Origin of the sequence: Pseudomonas sp. SWRI50, from assembly GCF_014269095.1 — a bacterium.
Lineage (GTDB): Bacteria > Pseudomonadota > Gammaproteobacteria > Pseudomonadales > Pseudomonadaceae > Aquipseudomonas > Aquipseudomonas kermanshahensis.
The window spans coordinates 185,555-205,474 of sequence record NZ_JABWRW010000004.1 but is presented as its reverse complement, the minus strand read 5'-3'; the positions used below and the strand labels follow the sequence as shown (position 1 = coordinate 205,474).

General features: G+C 63.0%; 17 protein-coding genes. 11 read left to right on the top strand and 6 right to left on the bottom strand.

The window, feature by feature from the left end; genetic code table 11:
• Positions 1 to 5 precede the first annotated feature (5 nt).
• The 4 genes from HU750_RS06440 (at position 6) to lpxC (ending at position 4,428) form a co-directional block, all read left to right on the top strand.
• Positions 6 to 875: a cell division protein FtsQ/DivIB gene (locus HU750_RS06440; RefSeq protein WP_027594019.1), complete on the top strand. Its 870-nt coding sequence runs from the start codon at positions 6 to 8 to the stop codon at positions 873 to 875.
• A 14-nt stretch (positions 876 to 889) separates the two neighbouring features.
• Positions 890 to 2,152 carry a cell division protein FtsA gene (gene ftsA, locus HU750_RS06435; RefSeq protein ID WP_027594020.1) on the top strand — a complete coding sequence of 421 codons (1,263 nt, stop codon included), beginning with the start codon at positions 890 to 892 and terminating at the stop codon, positions 2,150 to 2,152.
• 55 nt (positions 2,153 to 2,207) lie between these two features.
• Positions 2,208 to 3,404: a cell division protein FtsZ gene (ftsZ, locus tag HU750_RS06430; RefSeq protein WP_003251871.1), complete on the top strand. Its 1,197-nt coding sequence runs from the start codon at positions 2,208 to 2,210 to the stop codon at positions 3,402 to 3,404.
• Positions 3,405 to 3,516: 112 nt separating this feature from the next.
• The gene (lpxC, locus tag HU750_RS06425; RefSeq protein WP_027594021.1) at positions 3,517 to 4,428 is read left to right on the top strand and encodes a UDP-3-O-acyl-N-acetylglucosamine deacetylase; all 912 of its coding nucleotides are present in this window, start codon (positions 3,517 to 3,519) and stop codon (positions 4,426 to 4,428) included.
• Between the two features lie 52 nt (positions 4,429 to 4,480).
• On the opposite strand, the gene HU750_RS06420 is transcribed toward lpxC, so the two are convergent.
• Entirely contained in the window at positions 4,481 to 4,936 is a 456-nt protein-coding gene (locus HU750_RS06420; RefSeq protein WP_027594022.1) for a DUF721 domain-containing protein, read from the bottom strand.
• Positions 4,937 to 5,244: 308 nt separating this feature from the next.
• Between HU750_RS06420 and secA the strand changes: the two genes are divergently transcribed.
• From secA to HU750_RS06400, 4 genes are all read left to right on the top strand, one after another.
• On the top strand, positions 5,245 to 7,980 hold the full coding sequence (gene secA, locus HU750_RS06415) for a preprotein translocase subunit SecA (protein ID WP_085273642.1): 2,736 nt from the start codon (positions 5,245 to 5,247) through the stop codon (positions 7,978 to 7,980).
• Positions 7,981 to 8,173: 193 nt separating this feature from the next.
• Positions 8,174 to 9,391: a bifunctional glutamate N-acetyltransferase/amino-acid acetyltransferase ArgJ gene (argJ, locus tag HU750_RS06410; protein ID WP_027594024.1), complete on the top strand. Its 1,218-nt coding sequence runs from the start codon at positions 8,174 to 8,176 to the stop codon at positions 9,389 to 9,391.
• 136 nt (positions 9,392 to 9,527) lie between these two features.
• Positions 9,528 to 10,160 (top strand): glutathione S-transferase family protein, encoded by a 633-nt coding sequence (locus HU750_RS06405; protein WP_099455235.1) that lies wholly within the window; start codon positions 9,528 to 9,530, stop codon positions 10,158 to 10,160.
• Entirely contained in the window at positions 10,157 to 11,101 is a 945-nt protein-coding gene (locus HU750_RS06400) for a Nudix family hydrolase (RefSeq protein WP_186677730.1), read from the top strand. Before HU750_RS06405 ends, HU750_RS06400 begins: the two co-directional genes overlap by 4 nt.
• 140 nt (positions 11,102 to 11,241) lie before the next feature.
• Here the strand turns inward: HU750_RS06400 and HU750_RS06395 are convergent, their stop codons facing one another.
• Genes HU750_RS06395 through HU750_RS06385 form a run of 3 tightly spaced genes read right to left on the bottom strand, consistent with a single transcriptional unit; the run spans position 11,242 to position 14,797 of the window.
• Complete coding sequence (locus tag HU750_RS06395; protein ID WP_186677728.1) at positions 11,242 to 11,808, bottom strand: cob(I)yrinic acid a,c-diamide adenosyltransferase; 567 nt, start codon at positions 11,806 to 11,808, stop codon at positions 11,242 to 11,244.
• A gap of 1 nt (position 11,809) precedes the next feature.
• Entirely contained in the window at positions 11,810 to 13,840 is a 2,031-nt protein-coding gene (locus HU750_RS06390; protein ID WP_085273638.1) for an ATP-binding protein, read from the bottom strand.
• Between the two features lie 39 nt (positions 13,841 to 13,879).
• The gene (locus tag HU750_RS06385) at positions 13,880 to 14,797 is read right to left on the bottom strand and encodes a putative 2-dehydropantoate 2-reductase (RefSeq protein WP_186677725.1); all 918 of its coding nucleotides are present in this window, start codon (positions 14,795 to 14,797) and stop codon (positions 13,880 to 13,882) included.
• A gap of 100 nt (positions 14,798 to 14,897) precedes the next feature.
• Between HU750_RS06385 and HU750_RS06380 the strand changes: the two genes are divergently transcribed.
• From HU750_RS06380 to HU750_RS06370, 3 genes are all read left to right on the top strand, one after another.
• Positions 14,898 to 15,383, top strand: a complete 486-nt coding sequence (locus HU750_RS06380) for a YajQ family cyclic di-GMP-binding protein (RefSeq protein ID WP_027594030.1) — start codon at positions 14,898 to 14,900, stop codon at positions 15,381 to 15,383.
• A gap of 114 nt (positions 15,384 to 15,497) precedes the next feature.
• Positions 15,498 to 16,340 carry a mechanosensitive ion channel family protein gene (locus HU750_RS06375; RefSeq protein WP_027594031.1) on the top strand — a complete coding sequence of 281 codons (843 nt, stop codon included), beginning with the start codon at positions 15,498 to 15,500 and terminating at the stop codon, positions 16,338 to 16,340.
• Positions 16,341 to 16,558: 218 nt separating this feature from the next.
• Entirely contained in the window at positions 16,559 to 17,803 is a 1,245-nt protein-coding gene (locus HU750_RS06370; protein ID WP_186677720.1) for an MFS transporter, read from the top strand.
• A gap of 147 nt (positions 17,804 to 17,950) precedes the next feature.
• On the opposite strand, the gene HU750_RS06365 is transcribed toward HU750_RS06370, so the two are convergent.
• Entirely contained in the window at positions 17,951 to 19,498 is a 1,548-nt protein-coding gene (locus HU750_RS06365; protein WP_186677718.1) for an AmpG family muropeptide MFS transporter, read from the bottom strand.
• Positions 19,499 to 19,541: 43 nt separating this feature from the next.
• Entirely contained in the window at positions 19,542 to 19,895 is a 354-nt protein-coding gene (locus tag HU750_RS06360) for an MGMT family protein (protein WP_099430360.1), read from the bottom strand.
• Positions 19,896 to 19,920 lie beyond the last annotated feature (25 nt).

Below are 19,920 nucleotides of genomic sequence, written 5' to 3'. Positions count from 1 at the left end.
CAGCGATGCAAGGCGCGATGTTACGTCATCAGCAACCCGCCACCGGCCGTAACAAGCCGGTGCCGCGTGGTGCCAGTCGAATGGTGGCCAAAGAGCCCATGTCGGCGCGCCTGCCCAAGGCCAACTTCAGTGGACTCAAGCGCCTGCTTTGGCCGGTGCTGCTGGTGGCAGCAGGCTTCGGCGCCTATGAAGGTGCCATTCGCCTGATGCCCTACGCCGACCGGCCGATCACCAAGATCGCGGTGCAGGGCGACCTCAGCTACATCAGCCAGCAGGCGGTGCAGCAGCGGATCGCCCCGTTCATGGCGGCGAGCTTCTTTAGTGTCGACCTGCCGGCGATGCGCGCAGAGCTTGAGCAGATGCCGTGGATCGCCCACGCCGAGGTGCGGCGCGTGTGGCCGGACGAGGTGGTGATCCGCCTGGAAGAACAGCTGCCAGTGGCACGCTGGGGTGATGAAGCCTTGCTCAATAACCAGGGCCAGGCCTTTACCCCGCGTGAGCTGGCCAACTATGAGCACCTGCCGCAGCTGTTCGGGCCGCAGCGTGCTCAGCAACAAGTCATGCAGCAGTATCAGGTATTGAGCCAGATGCTGCGCCCCATGGGCTTTTCCATCGCTCGCCTGGAACTGCGCGAGCGAGGCAGCTGGTTCCTGACCACCGGTGCGGGCAGCACCGGGCCAGGCATCGAACTGCTGTTGGGGCGCGACCATCTGGTGGAGAAGATGCGCCGTTTCATTGCCATTTACGACAAGACGCTTAAAGAGCAGATCACCAACATCGCCCGCATCGATCTGCGATACGCCAACGGACTTGCCGTTGGTTGGCGGGAACCGATTGCACCGACGACGGCCCAACCCGCCGTTGCGAAGAATTAGAGAGAGGCAGGACCATGGCAAACGCGCATAGCGGCAAAATGATCGTCGGGCTGGACATTGGCACCTCCAAGGTGGTGGCGCTGGTCGGCGAAGTGGGCGAAGACGGCACCCTGGAGATCGTCGGGATCGGTACCCATCCGTCCCGCGGCCTGAAGAAGGGCGTGGTGGTGAACATCGAGTCGACCGTGCAGTCGATCCAGCGCGCGGTGGAAGAAGCGCAGCTGATGGCGGGCTGCCGCATCCACTCGGCCTTCGTCGGCGTGGCGGGCAACCACATCCGCAGCCTGAACTCCCACGGCATTGTCGCCATTCGCGACCGTGAGGTCAGCGTTGCCGACCTTGAGCGCGTGCTCGACGCCGCCCAGGCCGTGGCCATCCCGGCCGATCAGCGCGTGCTGCACACCCTGCCGCAGGACTACGTGATCGACAACCAGGAAGGCGTGCGCGAGCCGCTGGGCATGTCCGGCGTGCGTCTGGAAGCCAAGGTCCATGTGGTCACCTGTGCGGTCAACGCGGCGCAGAACATCGAGAAGTGCGTACGCCGCTGCGGCCTGGAAATCGACGACATCATCCTTGAGCAGCTGGCTTCGGCCTACTCGGTGCTGACCGACGACGAAAAAGAGCTCGGCGTGTGCCTGGTGGACATCGGTGGCGGTACCACCGACATCGCCATCTTCACCGAAGGCGCGATCCGCCACACCGCGGTCATCCCGATTGCTGGCGACCAGGTGACCAACGACATCGCCATGGCCCTGCGTACTCCGACCCAGTACGCCGAAGAAATCAAGATCCGCTACGCCTGCGCACTGGCCAAGCTGGCCGGCGCCGGCGAAACCATCAAGGTGCCGAGCGTGGGTGATCGCCCACCGCGCGAGCTGTCGCGCCAGGCCCTGGCCGAGGTGGTGGAGCCGCGTTACGACGAGCTGTTCACCCTGATCCAGGCCGAACTGCGCCGTAGCGGCTACGAGGACCTGGTGCCGGCCGGCATCGTCCTGACCGGCGGCACCGCGAAGATGGAAGGCGCCGTTGAACTGGCCGAGGAAATCTTCCACATGCCGGTACGCCTGGGCGTACCGCACAGCGTTCGGGGGCTGAGCGACGTGGTGCGCAACCCGATCTATTCCACCGGCGTGGGCCTGCTCACCTACGGCCTGCTGAAGCAGTCCGAGGACATGGTCCTGACCGGTAACAGCAACAGCAGCAGCAACAGCTATGGCGATGAACCGAAGGCCCCAGTGCTTGAGCGCTTCAAGCGGTGGGTCCAGGGCAATTTCTAAGTTTCAAAGCAGTAGTGGTAGGCGCAACAACTAGAGAACTGTAAGGAGAGGGAAAATGTTCGAGCTCGTAGACAACGTCCCGCAAAGTCCGGTCATTAAAGTGATCGGCGTTGGCGGTGGTGGCGGCAACGCCGTCAACCACATGGTCAAAAGCAGCATCGAAGGCGTGGAATTCATCTGCGCCAACACGGATGCTCAGGCGCTGAAAAACATCGGCGCGCGCACCATCTTGCAATTGGGCACTGGCGTGACCAAAGGCCTGGGTGCAGGTGCCAATCCAGAAGTCGGCCGTCAGGCCGCGCTGGAAGACCGTGAGCGCATCGCCGAGGTGCTGCAGGGCACCAACATGGTGTTCATCACCACCGGCATGGGTGGCGGTACCGGTACCGGTGCAGCCCCGATCATCGCCGAAGTGGCGAAGGAAATGGGCATTCTCACCGTCGCCGTGGTGACCCGTCCGTTCCCGTTCGAAGGTCGCAAACGTATGCAGATCGCCGATGAAGGCATCCGCATGCTGGCCGAGAGCGTCGACTCGCTGATCACCATCCCTAACGAGAAGCTGCTGACCATCCTGGGCAAGGATGCCAGCCTGCTGTCCGCCTTTGCCAAGGCTGACGACGTGCTGGCCGGTGCCGTGCGCGGTATCTCCGACATCATCAAGCGCCCTGGCATGATCAACGTCGACTTCGCCGACGTGCGTACCGTGATGGGTGAGATGGGCATGGCGATGATGGGTACTGGCTGCGCCAGCGGCCCGAACCGTGCGCGTGAAGCCACCGAGGCGGCGATCCGCAACCCGTTGCTCGAAGACGTCAACCTGCAGGGCGCCCGCGGCATCCTGGTGAACATCACCGCCGGCCCTGACCTGTCGCTGGGTGAGTACTCCGACGTAGGTAGCATCATCGAAGCCTTCGCCTCTGACCACGCGATGGTCAAGGTCGGCACCGTGATCGACCCAGACATGCGCGATGAGCTGCACGTCACCGTGGTCGCCACTGGCCTGGGCGCACGCATCGAGAAGCCGGTCAAAGTGGTGGACAACACCCTGCAGACCGCTCAACAGGCATACGAGGCTTCCAACCCGGCACCGGTTCGCCAGGAGCAGCCTGCGGTCAACTACCGTGACCTGGAGCGCCCGACTGTAATGCGCAACCAGGCCCATGCAGGTGCCGCCGCGGCAGCTAAACTCAACCCTCAGGATGACCTGGACTACCTTGATATCCCGGCTTTCCTGCGTCGTCAGGCTGATTAATGGAATTTATCAGGGGTATAAAGGTGATTGGTATTCAGCAAAGGTCGGGTCTGTTATCATCCCCAGCCTTTGTTGATACCTGTTCGCAATTTGCGCTGAAGCGGCCAATGCCATGATTAAACAACGCACCCTGAAGAATACCATCCGTGCCACAGGTGTCGGTCTGCACTCCGGGGAGAAGGTATACCTGACCCTCAAGCCTGCACCTGTTGACACCGGCATCGTCTTCCGCCGCGCTGATCTCGACCCTGTGGTCGAAATCGCAGCGCGTGCGGCCAACGTTGGCGAGACAACCATGTCGACGACGTTGGTCAACGGTGACGTCAAGGTCGATACGGTCGAGCACCTGCTCTCCGCCATGGCGGGCCTGGGCATCGATAACGCCTACGTCGAGCTCTCCGCCTCGGAAGTGCCGATCATGGATGGCAGCGCCGGACCCTTTGTATTCCTGATTCAGTCTGCCGGCCTGGAAGAACAGGACGCAGCCAAGAAGTTCATCCGCATCCTGCGCGAAGTGACAGTGGAGGAGGGCGACAAGCGCGCTACCTTCCTGCCTTTCGACGGGTTCAAGGTGAGCTTCGAGATCGACTTCGATCACCCGGTCGTCAGCGGCCGGACCCAGAGCGCCAGTGTCGATTTTTCCAGCACGTCGTTCGTGAAAGAAGTCAGCCGTGCCCGCACCTTCGGTTTCATGCGGGACATCGAGTACCTGCGCAAGCATAACCTTGCGTTGGGCGGCAGTGTGGAAAACGCCATCGTGGTAGACGAGACAGGCGTGTTGAACGAAGACGGCCTTCGCTATGAAGACGAATTCGTGAAGCACAAGATTCTCGACGCCATCGGTGACCTCTACCTGCTGGGCAACAGCCTGATCGGCGAGTTCAAGGGCTACAAGTCCGGACACGCGCTGAACAACCAACTGTTGCGCAAGCTCATTGCTGAAACCGATGCCTGGGAAGTGGTCACTTTCGAAGATGCCAGCACGGCACCGATCTCGTACATGCGCCCTGTTGCGGCCGTGTAAGTTCGAACACTCTCTAGTTCATTAAGGCCACCTTCGGGTGGCCTTTTTTATTTCAGCCTTTATCCCGGGCGTGGCTGGCGAGACGTTCCAGGGCAGCGCGCAATTTCGGGTCGGCAATCCCCTCGGCGGTATCGCGAAGGCTTTCTGCGGCATTGCTCGACAGCGCTGCAGCATGCCCGCCACGCTTGGCAGGCACCAATGGCGGTTGCACCTTGTACAAGATGCGCCGCAGGTTGCCGAACGCTTCCATGGCCTGCAACTCACGCATAAGGCGCTTTTGCTGATAGCGCAAGCGAGTAGCCCAATGGCCGTCGGTAACCACCAGCAACAATACGCCATCACGCCACGATGCCACGTGGCAGTGCTCGCGGGCAGCCGGCTGCAGTTGGCTTTCCAGCAAGCGCTGCAGGTGTTCCAGGCGTTCGGCCTGGTTCAGCAGCAGGCGCAGCGGGCGCACCTGGCGCAGCAGGGCGGACGGTAGCTGGGCAGGGGAGGGTTTGTAGGCCATGGTGGTCGCAGGAGGTTACAAGAGCGGCAGTTTAACACCTCTGTTGCCTGTGCCGGCCTCTTCGCCGGTACAGACCACACAAGGTAAGACTCATTCTCGATACGTTTCATCTTGCTGAGCCTTGAACTCAGGGAAAATGACCCTATCTAAGAAACGCCCCTGCCAAAACGCTGTATCAGCATCGTGGAAATCCACCACTTTCCTCACCATCGTTTCCGGGTAGAATGCTCGTTCGCATGCGGCCTCAGGGCTGCACGGGCGACTCATGGGGCCGCCCTCCATCCCTACGTGTGGAAGATCCTGCCGATATGTTTGCGCCTTTGTTAAAGAAACTTTTTGGAAGCAAGAATGAGCGTGAAGTCAAACGCATGCTCAAGACGGTGACTATCGTCAATGCCTTCGAAGAGAAGATGGTGGCCCTGTCCGATGAGCAACTGCGGGGCAAGACCGCAGAGTTCAAGGAGCGCTTGGCCAAAGGCGAGACACTGGACCAATTGCTGCCCGAAGCCTTCGCTGTCGCCCGTGAGGCCGGCAAGCGCGTCATGGGCATGCGCCACTTCGACGTGCAGCTGATCGGCGGCATGACCCTGCACGAGGGCATGATCGCAGAAATGCGCACCGGTGAAGGCAAGACCTTGGTCGGTACCCTGGCCGTCTACCTCAACGCATTGTCCGGCAAAGGCGTGCACGTGGTCACCGTCAACGACTACCTGGCCCGCCGTGACGCCAACTGGATGCGCCCGCTGTACGAGTTCCTCGGCCTGTCCGTGGGCATCGTCTCGGCCTTCCAGCCGCCGGAAGAAAAGCGCGCTGCCTACGCCTCCGACATCACCTACGGCACCAACAACGAATTCGGTTTCGACTACCTGCGCGACAACATGGCGTTCAGCCAGGAAGAGAAGTTCCAGCGTGAACTCAACTTCGCGGTGATCGACGAAGTCGACTCGATCCTCATCGACGAAGCCCGTACCCCGCTGATCATCTCTGGCCAGGCCGAGGACAGCTCCAAGCTGTACATCGAGATCAACCGCCTGATCCCGCGCCTGACCCAGCACATCGAAGAAGTCGAAGGCCAGGTCACCCAGGAAGGCCACTTCACCATCGATGAGAAGAGCCGCCAGGTCGAACTCAACGAAGCCGGTCACCAGTTCATCGAAGAGATGCTCACCCAGGCTGGCCTGCTGGCCGAAGGCGAGAGCCTCTACTCGGCGCACAACCTGGGCCTGCTGACCCACGTCTACGCCGGCCTGCGCGCGCACAAACTGTTCCACCGTAACGTCGAGTACATCGTCCAGGATGGCCAAGTCCTGCTGATCGACGAGCACACCGGCCGTACCATGCCTGGCCGTCGCCTGTCCGAAGGCCTGCACCAGGCCATCGAGGCCAAAGAGAACCTGAACATTCAGGCCGAGAGCCAGACCCTGGCGTCGACCACCTTCCAGAACTACTTCCGTCTTTACACCAAGCTGTCCGGCATGACCGGTACCGCCGACACCGAAGCGTTCGAGTTCCAGTCGATCTACGGCCTGAACGTGATGGTGATCCCGCCGAACAAGCCGCTGGCGCGTAAGGATTTCAACGACCTGGTGTACCTGACCGCCGACGAGAAATACGCCGCGATCATTGCCGACATCAAAGAGAGCATGACCCAGGGCCGTCCGGTGCTGGTGGGTACCGCCACCATCGAGACCTCCGAGCACATGTCCAACCTTCTGCAGAAGGAAGGCATTGAGCACAAGGTCCTCAACGCCAAGTACCACGAGAAGGAAGCCGAGATCATCGCCCAGGCCGGTGCGCCAGGTGCGTTGACCATCGCCACCAACATGGCCGGCCGTGGTACCGACATTCTGCTGGGCGGTAACTGGGAGGCCGAAGTGGCCGTCCTGGACAACCCGACCCCTGAGCAGATCGCCCAGATCAAGGCCGACTGGCAGAAGCGTCACCAGCAGGTGATCGAGTCGGGTGGCCTGCACGTGATCGCTTCCGAGCGTCACGAATCGCGCCGTATCGACAACCAGCTGCGTGGTCGTTCCGGCCGTCAGGGTGACCCAGGCTCCAGCCGCTTTTACCTGTCGCTCGAAGACAGCCTGATGCGCATCTTCGCCTCTGACCGGGTGAAGAACTTCATGAAGGCGCTGGGCATGCAGTCTGGCGAGGCGATCGAGCATCGCATGGTCACCAACGCCATCGAAAAAGCCCAGCGCAAGGTCGAGGGCCGCAACTTCGACATCCGCAAGCAGTTGCTCGAATACGATGACGTGGCCAACGAGCAGCGCAAGGTGATCTACCACATGCGCAACAGCCTGCTGGCGGCCGAGAACATTGGCGACACCATTGCCGAGTTCCGCAAGGAAGTGCTGGACGCTACCATCAGCCAGCACATTCCGCCGCAATCGCTGCCCGAGCAGTGGGACGTGGCCGGCCTGGAAGCCTCGCTGTCGAGCGATTTCGCCATGAAGCTGCCGATCCAGCAATGGCTCGACGAGGACGACCACCTCTACGAAGAGACCCTGCGCGAGAAGCTGCTGAGCGAGATCACCAGCGCCTACACCGAGAAGGAAGACCAGGCCGGCATCGACGCCCTGCGTACCTTCGAGAAGCAGATTCTGCTGCGCGTGCTGGACGACCTGTGGAAAGACCACCTGTCGACCATGGACCACCTGCGCCACGGCATTCACCTGCGCGGTTATGCGCAGAAGAACCCGAAGCAGGAGTACAAGCGCGAGTCGTTCACCTTGTTCCAGGAGCTGCTCGAGTCGATCAAGCGCGACACCATCCGCGTGTTGTCGCACGTTCAGGTGCGCCGCGAAGACCCGATCGAAGAAGAAGCCCGCCTGCGCCGCGAAGCCGAAGAGCTGGCCAGCCGCATGCAGTTCCAGCATGCTGCCGCGCCAGGCCTTGAAAGCGAAGCGCTGAACGAGGAGGGCGCCGAAGTGGCCGTGGCCGCAGCACCGGTGCGCAACGACCAGAAGCTGGGCCGTAACGAGCCATGCTGGTGCGGTTCGGGCAAGAAGTTCAAGCATTGCCATGGGCAGATCGAGTGATCTGACCCAGTCGCAGTAACGTGACAAACGGGGCCGCTGTGCGGCCCATTCGCGGCACAAGGCCGCTCCCACAGGGACCGCACCGGCTCAGAAGTCTGTGCTGGCCCTGTGGGAGCGGCCTTGTGCCGCGAATGGGGCGCGAAGCGGCCCCGCTCTTCCATCATCATTTCACCGTTTTTCTAGGAGCGCTCTAATGGCTGTTGGTCTTGGTCCTTTGCCCACCCTGCACCCGGTTCCGGGTTTTGAACTCGGCATCGCTTCTGCCGGCATCAAGCGCCCTGGGCGCAAGGATGTGGTGGTCATGCGCTGTGCCGAAGGCTCCAGCGTCGCTGGCGTGTTCACCCTCAACGCCTTCTGCGCAGCACCGGTGATCCTCTCCAAGCAGCGTGTTCAGGGCACTGTGCGTTACCTGCTGACCAACACCGGCAACGCCAACGCCGGTACCGGTGCACCGGGCCTGGCCGCTGCTGAGCGCACCTGCGCCAAGCTCGCCGAGCTGACCGGCGTGCCGGCCGAGTCGGTATTGCCGTTCTCCACCGGCGTAATCGGCGAGCCGTTGCCGGTCGAGAAGATCGAAGGCGCCCTGCAGGCTGCCCTGGACAACCTGTCGGAAAACAACTGGGCTGAAGCCGCCACCGGCATCATGACCACCGACACCCTGCCCAAGGGTGCCAGCCGCCAGTTCCAGCACGATGGCGTGACCGTGACCGTGACTGGCATCAGCAAAGGCGCCGGCATGATCCGCCCGAACATGGCCACCATGCTCGGCTACATCGCTACTGACGCCAAGGTCGCACCCAAGGTGCTCAAGGACCTGATGCTCGACGGCGCCAACAAGTCGTTCAACCGCATCACCATCGATGGCGACACCTCGACCAACGACTGCTGCATGCTGATCGCCACCGGCAAGGCCAACCTGCCAGAAGTCACTGAAGCCAGCGGTGCGCTGTTCGAAGCCCTGAAAAAAGCGGTGTTCGACGTGTGCATGGAGGTGGCCCAGGCCATCGTCCGTGATGGCGAAGGCGCCACCAAGTTCGTCACGGTGCAGGTCAACGGAGGTGGTAACCACCAGGAATGCCTGGACGTCGGTTACGCCGTCGCTCACTCGCCGCTGATCAAGACCGCGCTGTTCGCCTCTGACCCCAACTGGGGCCGCATCTTGGCCGCCGTCGGCCGGGCGGGCGTGCCGGAGCTGGATGTCAGCCTGATCGATGTGTACCTGGACAACGTCTGCATTGCCAGCCAAGGCGGGCGCAGCCCGAGCTACACCGAAGCGCAAGGCTCTGCGGTCATGGCCCAGGAAGAGATCACCATCCGCATCGAACTGGGCCGTGGTGCCTGCAGCGAAACCATCTGGACCACCGACCTGTCCCACGAGTACGTGAAGATCAACGCCGAATACCGCACCTGATTCAATTGGGGCCGCTTTGCGGCCCTTCGCGGCACAAGGCCGCTCCTACACCGGTCTGCGCTGTGCCTGTAGGAGCGGCCTTGCGTCGCGAAGGGCTGCGAAGCAGCCCCAAAACCCCGACAAATGGAGCCGAACCATGAGCTATCACCTGATCATCGGCGACAAGCTGTATTCTTCCTGGTCGCTACGCGGCGCCCTGGCCCTCGAACTGGCCGGCGTCCCCTACGAAGAAACCCTGATCAAACTCAACCAGCCCGACACCCGTCAGCGCCTGCTCGCCTACTCCGCCACCGGCAAAGTGCCGCTGCTCAAGACCGAGCATGGCGTGATCGCCGACTCCCTGGCCATCGCCGAATACCTCAACGAACGCCACCCCCAAGCGCAGCTCTGGCCTGCCGACGTGGCCGCCCGTGCCCAAGCCCGTTCGGCCTGCGCGCAGATGCACAGCGGCTTCTTCGCCTTGCGCGGGGCGATGCCGTTCGACCTGTCCCGTGACCAGGCCCTTGAGTCTGTGCCGCTGGAGGTGCAAATCGACATCGACCGTATCGTCGCGCTGTGGTCCGAATGCCGCCTGGTCGCCAAGGACACGGGCCCATTCCTGTTCGGCAAGCCGACCCTGGTCGATGCCTACTTCGCCCCGGTGGCGGTGCGCTTGCGCAGCTACCGCGTCGAAGTCCCGGCAGAGGCGGCGGCTTACATCGAGACTATTTACCAGTGGCCGGCATTCAAAGCCTGGCAGCAGGCTGGCCTGGCGGAGCGCGAAGGGTGAAACGCATTCATGTAGCGGCAGCGGTAATCCGCGGTGCCGATGGCCGCATTCTGATTGCGCGGCGGGCAGATACCCAGCACCAGGGCGGCCTTTGGGAGTTCCCGGGTGGCAAGGTGGAAGAGGGCGAAAGCGTCGAAGCGGCGCTGGCCCGTGAGCTGCGCGAGGAACTGGGTATCGACGTGACCCGGTCGCGGGCGCTGATCAAGGTCAGCCATGACTATCCGGACAAACAGGTGCTGCTGGACGTTCGCGTTGTCGAAGCGTTCACCGGTGAACCCCATGGCGCCGAGGGCCAGCCTTTGGAGTGGGTGGCACCGCGCGACCTCGCGCAGTACGACTTCCCTGCCGCCAACAGGCCGATTGTTGCCGCTGCACGGCTGCCGGATCAGTACCTGATCACGCCGGATGGCCTGGAAGTGCCGCAGATGCTCAAGGGCATCCAGAAGGCGGTGGCCGACGGCACCCGGCTGATCCAGCTGCGAGCGCCGGACATGTACGACCCCAAGTATCGTGACGTGGCGGTGGATGCGGTCGGCCTGTGCGGTGGCAAGGCCCAGTTGATGCTCAAAGGGCCGCTGGAGTGGCTGGGCGACTTCCCGTCGGCCGGTTGGCACCTGACGGCCGCGCAGTTGCGCAAGTATGCCGCCAAGGGGCGACCGTTCCCTGAGCACCGCTGGTTGGCGGCGTCGTGCCACAGTACCGAAGAGCTGGCATTGGCGGAGCAGATGGGGGTCGATTTTGTCACCTTGTCGCCGGTGCAGGCGACCCAGACGCATCCTGAAGCGTTGCCTTTGGGGTGGGAAGCGGCGCAGCGGGCGATTGCAGGTTTCAGCCGGCCAGTGTTCTTGCTGGGTGGGGTAGGGCCGGGTGATCGTGAGCGGGCCTGGGAAGCGGGGGCGCAGGGCGTGGCCGGGATCCGGGCGTTCTGGCCTGAGGTCTGAGTCGCTTGTGATTGGGGCCGCGGTGCGGCCCATTCGCGGGCAAGCCCGCTCCCACAGGTAACTGCGCAGGCTCAGACCTTGTGAGGGCCCGGTGGGAGCGGGCTTGCCCGCGAATGGGCTGCGTAGCAGCCCCAGCACGCTCAGCCCTGAGGCTTCTCAGCAGGCTGCCACAACACCTCGGCAACCCCCTGCCGCCGCCCAATGATCCGCGCTGCCACAAACAAAAGATCCGACAGCCGGTTGATATACGCCAACCCAGCACCCTCCAGCGGCTCCAGCGCATTCAACTGTTGACACCGCCGCTCCGCACTGCGCGCCAGGCAGCGGCACACATGCGCCTGCGCCACCAACGCCGAACCACTGGGCAGGATGAAATTCTTCAACGGCCCCAGCTCTTCGTTCCACACGTCGATTGCCGCTTCCAGCCGCTCCACCTCGGCCTGGTTCAGCGCCTGGTAACTGGGCATTGCCAGCTCGCCGCCGAGGTCGAACAAGCGGTGCTGACAGGGCGCAAGCACATTGCCCACTTCGTCCAGCCCCTGCTCAGCCAGGCCGGCGAGCAGCACCCCCAACTGGCTGTTGAGGCTATCCACCTCGCCGATGGCTTCGATACGCGGGTGGTCCTTGGGCACCCGGCGGCCGTCGCCCAGGCCGGTTTCGCCTTTGTCGCCAGTGCGGGTGTAGATCTTCGACAGGCGGTAGCCCATGTCATGCCTCCGTGGTGTTTGGTGCCGTCGCTGCCGGCTGGCCGAGGGGCAGGCGCAAAGTGAAGCAGGTGCCCTGGCCGGGCGTGGACTGCACCTCCATCTGCCCCTTGTGGTTGTTGGTGATGATGAAATACGAAACCGAAAGGCCAAGGCCTGTGCCCTGGCCGATCTCCTTGGTGGTGAAGAACGGCTCGAAAGTGCGCTTGCGCACCGCTTCAGGCATGCCCACGCCGTTGTCCTCGACTTGGATCTCGGCCCAGGGTGGGTTGAGCCGGGTGCGCAGGGTGATGCGCCCGGGCTCGCTGGGTTGCGGGCGCAGGTGGATGGCCTGGGCGGCATTTTTCAGCAGGTTGAGCAGTACTTGTTCCAGCTCGTTGGCGGTGCAAGGTACTGGCCCAAGGTTTGGGTCGAACTGGCGGACAATGGCCTGGCCCTTGAAGTCAAAGCCAATGGTGAGGTCGAAGTCGTTGCTGGCGATTTCCACAGCCTGGTCGATCAGTGCTGGCAGGTCGCAAGGCGCCAATTGGCGGTTGCTGCGGCGGCTGAAACTGAGCATGTGGGTGACGATTTTGGCCGCCCGAGCGCCGGCCTGTTGAATGCCGTCGAGCAGCTGCGGCACTTCGCGGCTTTCGAGGTAACGGTTGACGGTGGGCAGGTCGATGCCCAGCTCTTCGGCCTGCTCCTGGTTGCGCGGCAACTCCGGGGACAGGCGCCGACGAATATTCTGCACGTTATGCAGGATCGCCCCCAGCGGGTTGTTGATCTCGTGCGCCATGCCCGCAGCCAGGCCGCCCACTGAGAGCATCTTTTCCGATTGCACCATCATTTCTTCCAGTGACAGGCGCTGGGTAATGTCGTCGATGCGGATCACCACGCCGCGGCCGCCGCCGCCCATCAGCGGATAGAACGTCAGGGCGTAGTGGCGCAGGTCCTCGCCCTTGGGCCAGGTCACCCGCTCGATTTTCGCCACCCGGTGTTTCTCTACGGTTTCCTTGAGTTGCGGCAAAAACGGTTTGAGCGGCTCGAAAGCGATGAAAATCGGCTGGTTCAGCGCCTCGTCCAAGGGTGTTCCGGAGAGCACAGTGGCCTCGTGGTTCCACTGGGTGACGTAGAGCTGCTCGTCGAGGGCGATCAGTGCCGAGGGCATGGAGTCGATGATGCTGTTGAGGTAGTTCTGGAAGCCCGTGAGCTTTTTCTCGATCTTGCTGCGCACCTGGACTTCCAGCTCCAGCTTGCGGTTGGTGTGGCGGGTTTCTTCGGCCAGGCCCTGGGCCTGGTCATAGGCGGTCTGGAATTCGTCGCGGGTGCGCTTGAGCTGCTGCTCGCGGGCCTCGATGCGCGAGAGCATGGTGTTGAAGGCCTCGGCCAGGCTGCCGATTTCGTCATCGTTGCCGCGGCGGGCACGCAGGGCGTAGCTTTCTTCGCGGGTGACCTGGCGGCTGAGCTCTTCGAGCTGGTTGATCGGCTGGGTGATCAGGCGCTTGATCTGCCGCGCAACGACGATCCACAGCAGGATGCTGAACACCAGGATACCGAGGCTGGCACTGAGCGTGCCGGTGTAGAAGGCGGTCGGCAGTTCGCTGCTGGCCACCAGCAGCAGGTGGGCAGGTGGGTCGGCTTCGCGGGGGATGCGAATCAACTGCGTGCTGCGAAATTCCATCAGGCGCCAGCCGTCGATGTTGCGAAAGCGCTTGGGCAACGCCAGCGGTTCGCCGTGCTGCAGCTGCGCCAGCATGCGGCCGTCTCCGCCGTAGACGGCGGCGGCGCGCAGTGGCATGTAGCTGTCCAGCTCCTTGAGCAGGGCATTGGCGCTGTCTGCGCTGTCGCCGGCACGCGCCGACAGCTGCGGGTTGGCGATCAGCCGGCCGATGGTCTGCAGCGCCTGGGGCGCCATGCTCTCCTGGGTGATCCAGTAGGCGGCGCTGATGAAGGTCAGGTTGGCCACCAACAGAATGGTCACCAGCAGCACCAGCAGGGCCGCCAGCAGCTTTTGCCCGACCGGGAGGTTTTCCAGGCGTTGGCGCAGGGTCATGGGCAAGGCAGTGTCCGTATCCGGTTGAAAGGGCCAGCGTCAGGCGCTGGGCAAGCCGCGTGCCTGCAGGTTATCGACCAGTCGCTGGTGCAGGCGTTCCAGTTCCGGCAACGCCACGCCATGCCGCTCGGCGGCGCGGCACACATGGCCGAGCAGGTAGTGGACCTCGGTACGTCGGCCCGCGCGCACGTCCTGGTACATGGAAGAGTAGTTGGCGGCGGTGGCGAGGATCACCCGTTGCACTTCTTCGTCCAGGTCTTCGGCAGCCTGGGGTTGGCCACAGCGGCGCAGCAACTCAGCCAGCTCGTCGCACAGGGCGGTCACTTCGGCCAGGTGCTCCAGCAGGCCGCCATTGCGACACTCATGCAGCACGGTCAGCGGGTTGATCGCGCAATTGAGGGCCAGCTTGCGCCACAGCCGGGTGAGGATATCCACGGTCCATTCGGCCGGGATACCGGCATCGTGCAGGTCATCGAACCACGCCGGGATCCCGGGTTTGAGTGGGTCACCTAGCCAATTGAAGCCATGGCCGGCGAAGCGCACCTGCCAATCGCCCTCGCGGAACGCCCCTTCGGTGCTGGAGGCGAAGATGCAACGGGCATGGGGCACCTGGTCGGCGACCTCGTCCTGGCTGCCCAGGCCGTTCTGCAGCAGCACCAGCTCTGCACCTTCGGCCAGCCGCGGTGCCAGGCGCTTGATGGCCGGCGCCGCGTCGTACGCCTTGCAGGCCACCAGCAGGCGGTGAATAGGGCCATGGGCGTCGGCCGTTTCGGCGGGGATCGCGTAATGCCTGGAGGTGTCCTGCTCGAACAAGGTCAGGCCGCCCACACGTTGATAGGCCTGCAGCCGCTGCTCGTCGCGCAGGATCAAACGTACCGCCTTGCCGGCGCGCGCCAGGCGGCAAGCCCACAGGCTGCCCAGGCTACCCGCGCCGAGAATATGCCATGTGCTGCTCATATGCGTTTCGCAACCCGTTATAATGAGCCCGCATTTTAACCATCTAACTCAGCGTGCTCCATCTTCAGGCCGAGCGCGCTTTTATTTTTGGAGAATACCCATGCCTTCGTTCGACGTGGTATCGGAACTGGACAAGCACGAAGTGCAGAACGCTGTAGACAACGCCGTCAAGGAACTCGATCGCCGTTTTGACCTCAAGGGCAAAGGCAGCTTCGAGTTCAAGGACAAGGAACAGACCGTGCTGCTGACCGCCGAGGCCGAATTCCAGCTCGAGGCGATGATCGAGATCCTGCGCGGTGCGCTGGTCAAGCGCAAGATCGATGTCAAATGCTTAGAAACCAAGGATGCCTATGCGTCCGGCAAAGAAATGAAACAGGAAGCCAAGTTCCGCGAAGGCATCGACAAAGAGCTGGCGAAGAAGATTGTCGCCCACATCAAGGATGCCAAGCTCAAGGTCCAGGCTTCCATCCAGGGTGAGCAGGTGCGTGTCACCGGCAAGAAGCGTGACGACCTGCAAGAAGCGATCGCTGCCCTGCGCGCCAAGGAATTCGACATGCCGCTGCAGTTCAACAACTTCCGCGATTGATCGAAGCGTCACCAGGAACCTCGATGGCGTAATGATGTCCATGGGGGCCGTGGCCGCGGAAATGCCCGCGGCCAGTTTTACCGTGCACATGCCGTTCGGCATCAGGAGATGAACATGGATTTGAACGCTGAAGTCGATCAGCTGGTCCGCCAATCCCAAGCCTGGGTTCCGTTGATCATGGAGTACGGCAGCCGCGTGTGCCTGGCGTTGCTGACCCTGGCCATCGGCTGGTGGGTCATCAACAAGGTCAGCGCGCGCTTGGGCAAGCTGGTTGGCCTGCGCAATGCCGACCTGGCATTGCAGGGGTTCATCAGCACCCTGGCCAATATCATCCTGAAGATCCTGCTGTTCGTCAGCGTGGCGTCGATGATCGGCATCGAGACCACCTCCTTCGTTGCCGCTATCGGTGCTGCCGGCCTGGCCATTGGCCTGGCGTTGCAGGGTAGCCTGGCGAACTTTGCCGGCGGTGTGTTGATCTTGATGTTCCGCCCGTTCCGCATCGGCGATTGGATCGAAGCGCAGGGTGTCAGCGGCACCGTGGACAGCATCCAGATTTTCCACACCGTGCTGCGCACCGGTGACAACAAGACGGTGATCATGCCTAACGGCAGCCTGTCCAACGGCATCATCACCAACACCAACCGCCAGCCGACCCGCAAAGTGGTGTTCGACGTGGGCGTGGATTACGAGGCCGACCTGCAAAAGGCGCGCAACGTGCTGCTGGAACTGGCGCAGGACCCGCGTGTGCTGGCCGACCCGGCACCGCAGGCGGTGATTTCGACGCTGGGCGACAGTTCGATCACCGTGTCGCTGCGTATCTGGACCAAGACGTCCGACTATTGGGATGTGATGTTCATGCTCAACGAGCATGCCCGTGACCGGTTGAAGGCCGAGGGCATCGATATTCCGTTTCCGCAGCGAGTGATTCGTGTGGTGCAGGAGACGGCTACCCAGTAACACCGCTGTTCAAATAAGCCGGGGCCGCTGTGCGCCCCATCGCCGGTAAGCCGGCTCCCACAGGTTCAGGTTGTCATCTAACTGTGTGGGAGCCGGCTTGCCGGCGATGGAACGTGCAGCGGCCCCGGCTTTTTCCACCTCATTACACTTGTTCACAGCTAAACCCCGCCACTTCTGGCATATAGCCTGACCCCACCTGCCTCTACCCGAAGCTCACCATGAAACCACTGCTGTACATCACCCCCCTCCGAGCCTTGCTGTTTGGCCTCACCCTGGCCCTGTTCGAATTGCTCACTTACCTGGCCAGCGACGCGGTCATGCCGGCCATGCCCGTGGTGGTCGACGACCTGAACGCCAGCCCCGAATACATCCCCCACGCCCTGAACCTGTACCTGCTCGGTGGCGTGGTCCTGCAGTGGCTGATCGGCCCCCTGGCCGACCGCTATGGCCGTCGCCCGTTGCTGTTGGGGGGTTGTGTGTTCTTTGGCGTGGCGTGCCTGGCGACCTTCTGGGTCCATGACATCGGCTTGTTCAACTTGCTGCGCCTGTTGCAGGGCATCGGCCTGGGCTTTGTGGTCACGGTCAGCTACCCGGCCTTGAACGAGGCGTTCAGCGAAGCGGACGCGGTGCGCATGATGGCCCTGCTGGCCAACATTGCCCTGCTGTCGCCGCTGCTCGGCCCGCTGGTGGGGACCTTGCTGCTGCAATGGCTGGACTGGCGTTGGCTGTTCGTGGCCTTTGCCATCGGCGCGGTGCTGGCCTGGGTGCTGCTGTACCGCTTGATGCCGGAAACACTCGGTGTGGAGCGGCGCGATGGTTCGCGGCTGCCGTTCACCCCAATTCACCTGCTGCCACTGTTGTCTGGCTACGGCCAGTTGCTGGCCAACCGCCGCTTTGTCGCCGGCAGCGCAGCCCTTGGCCTGGTCGGCTTGCCCTTGATTGGCTGGATTGGCCTGTCGCCGGTGCTGCTCATCCATGATGAGGGGCTGAGTACGATGGAATATGCCTTGTGGCAATTGCCGGTGTTCGGCGGGCTGATCATGGGCAACCTGATCATCAACCGCATTGCCGACCGTTACCCGCTGCCAGCTCTGGTGCGTGGCGCACTGTGGCCCTACCTGGCTGGCCTGTCGATGATGGTGCTGGCGACTTGGTACTGGCCGACGGTGACCAGCGTGGTCGCTGGCATGTCGCTGTACGCGCTGGGGTTGGGTGTGGCCAACGCCGTGCTGTACCGCATGACGCTGTTCTCCAGCGAGCAAAGCAAGGGGCTGGTCTCGGCCATGCTGGGGATGATCACCATCGCCTTGTTGGGCCTGGGTGGGGCACTGCTGGCGATGATCGGGGCAGGTGCCAGCCTGCTGCACTTTGCCTTGGCAGCCAGCGTGGCGGGTGCGCTGGCGCTCTGGCCGTTGTGGTTCGTGGTGGGTGGCCGGCCTGGGGAAGGGGCGGTTGCTCAGTAGCTTGCCGGCGCCGGCCATGCGCAATTCCTGTAGGAGCAGCCTTGTGCTGCGAAGAGGCCGGTGACAGAATAGTGAATCTTCGCTGCTGTTACCGGCCTCTTCGCAGCACAAGGCTGCTCCTACAGTGAAACATGTAAAGAGAGGGGTTCAGGGCCGTTCGGCCGCTGGGTTCTCCTCGGGCACGGGCTTGCCGCGCCCGGCCTCCTGACGCCACTGCAGGGCGATCAGAATCAACGTCGGCACGCCCAGCAGGGCGGTGATCAGGAAGAAGTCGTGGTAACCGAACTTCTCCACCATAACCCCCGAATAGCCGCCAATCAGCCGTGGCAGCAACAGCATGATCGAGCTCAGCAGCGCGTACTGGGTGGCCGAGAACTTCAGGTTGGTCAGGCTCGACAGGTAGGCGACGAACGCCGAGGTGGCCATGCCAGAGCTGAAGTTGTCCAGCGAGATGGTGACCACCAGCATGTCCAGGTTCGGGCCCATGTCGGCCAGCATCAGGAACAGGATGTTGGTCGCCGCCGAGGCCGCGCCACCGATGAACAGGATCGGCATGATGCCGAAGCGCACGATCAACAGGCCGCCGACGCCGGCGCCGACCAAGGTCATGATCAGGCCGAAGATCTTGCTGACGCTGGCGATCTGGTCCTTGGTGAAGCCCATGTCGATGTAGAACACGTTGGCCATCACGCCCATGACCGTATCCGACATGCGATAGGTGGCAATCAGTCCAAGCAGCAGCAGCGCTTGCCAGCGGTAGCGGGCAATGAAGTCGTTGACCGGGGTAAGCACCGGGGCAAGGCCACGACGGCCCATGGTCGACAGGCACGCCCAAGTCAGCATCGCGTACAGGATCAGGCGCAGGAAGGCGCGGTCTTCGAGCAGCAGGTCGAGGGGCGTCGCATCACCGAAGAACACGCTGGCCCAGTCGGTATTGAACAGCTGGGTGAAGCTGGCAGGCACCGACACCAGCAGCACGATCAGCACGAACACCGACGCCAGCTGGTGCACCAGGCCGTAACGCGCCGCCGACAGCTGAGTACGCAGCGGCACCGGGGGTTCACGCATGACCAAGGTGGTGAACAGCGCCGGCAGCATCAACAGGGCGAACATGATGTAGGTGCCGGCCCAGGCCTTGTGCAGGTAGCTGAAACCGGTGGAGCCAAACCATTCGGCGAAGAACAGCGCACCGGCCGTGGCCAGCAGGGCCGCCACCCGGTAACCCGCCATGTAGCTGGCAGCCAGGGCAGCCTGGCGCTGGTCATCGGCAATCTCCAGGCGATAGGCATCGACGGCGATGTCCTGGGTCGCCGAGGCGAAGGCAACCAGAACCGCCAGGGCGATCAGCCACGACAGGTGCTGCTGTGGGTCGCACAGGCTCATGCCGACCAGCCCGACCACCACCAGTGCCTGCGACAGCAACAGCCACGAACGGCGGCGCCCTAGGCCGCCGAGCAGGGGCAGGCGCCATTGGTCGAGCAGCGGCGACCAGACCCATTTGAAGGCATAGGCCAGGCCGATCAGGCTCGCGTAACCAATGGTCTCACGGGCCACGCCAGCTTCGCGCAACCATACCGAAAGGGTCGAGAACACCAGCATGTAGGGCAGGCCGGCGGCAAAGCCGAGCAGCAGAAGTACCAGGGTTGACGGGCTGGCATAGGCAGCGAGCGCAGCGCGCCAGGTTTTACGGGGCATGGGCCAACATCTGCCTCAAGTTTGCGAATACAAAGCGCGCACTCTAACCGCTGTGCTCCATCGGGCGCCAGCCATGGCGTGTCATATCCACACGATTATTGGTCACATTTACGCCTTCTGCGCGCAGCCGCGCCCGTTGTTCGTCGCCAGAGGGCGTGCCTAAAGCCAGGCTCAGCCGCCCGCCAGCGCCCAGTACCCGATGCCAGGGCAGGCGAGTGTCGGGTGGTAGCTGCCCGAGGGTACGCCCAACCCAACGTGCCGCGCGGCCAAGGCCCGCCAGCTCGGCAAGCTGGCCGTAGCTGACCACCTTGCCTTCGGGCACTTGCCCAAGTACCGAATACAGGGCCGTTCGTCGGGCCTCTGGCGTTTCCAATGCGTGCGCGTATGCCTCGGACATCAGTGCCCCCGTGGCCTGTGGATGA